This is a genomic window from Rhodoplanes roseus, assembly GCF_003258865.1.
GTDB lineage: Bacteria > Pseudomonadota > Alphaproteobacteria > Rhizobiales > Xanthobacteraceae > Rhodoplanes > Rhodoplanes roseus.
Window position 1 is genome coordinate 1 of sequence record NZ_NPEX01000880.1, and the last position, 261, is coordinate 261.

General features: G+C 62.8%; 1 protein-coding gene. It reads left to right on the forward strand.

The window, feature by feature from the left end:
- Nucleotides 1-261, forward strand: a 261-nt coding sequence (locus CH341_RS32840) for a dihydroxy-acid dehydratase domain-containing protein (RefSeq protein ID WP_210208740.1), incomplete at both ends; no start/stop codon positions are given.

Sequence of the window (261 nt, forward strand, 5' to 3'; positions counted from 1 at the left end):
AGGGTCCGTCGCGTGCGCCGCACCGCTCCTATTACTATGCGATGGGTCTCGGGACTGAGGAAATCCATCAGCCGTTAGTGGGTGTGGCGACCTGCTGGAACGAGGCCGCTCCGTGCAACATTGCGCTGTCTCGACAGGCGCAGGTCGTCAAGAAGGGCGTTGCATCGGCCAAAGGTACGCCGCGCGAATTCACCACCATTACCGTGACCGATGGGATCGCCATGGGACACGCCGGGATGAAGGCCTCTCTCGCATCGCGCG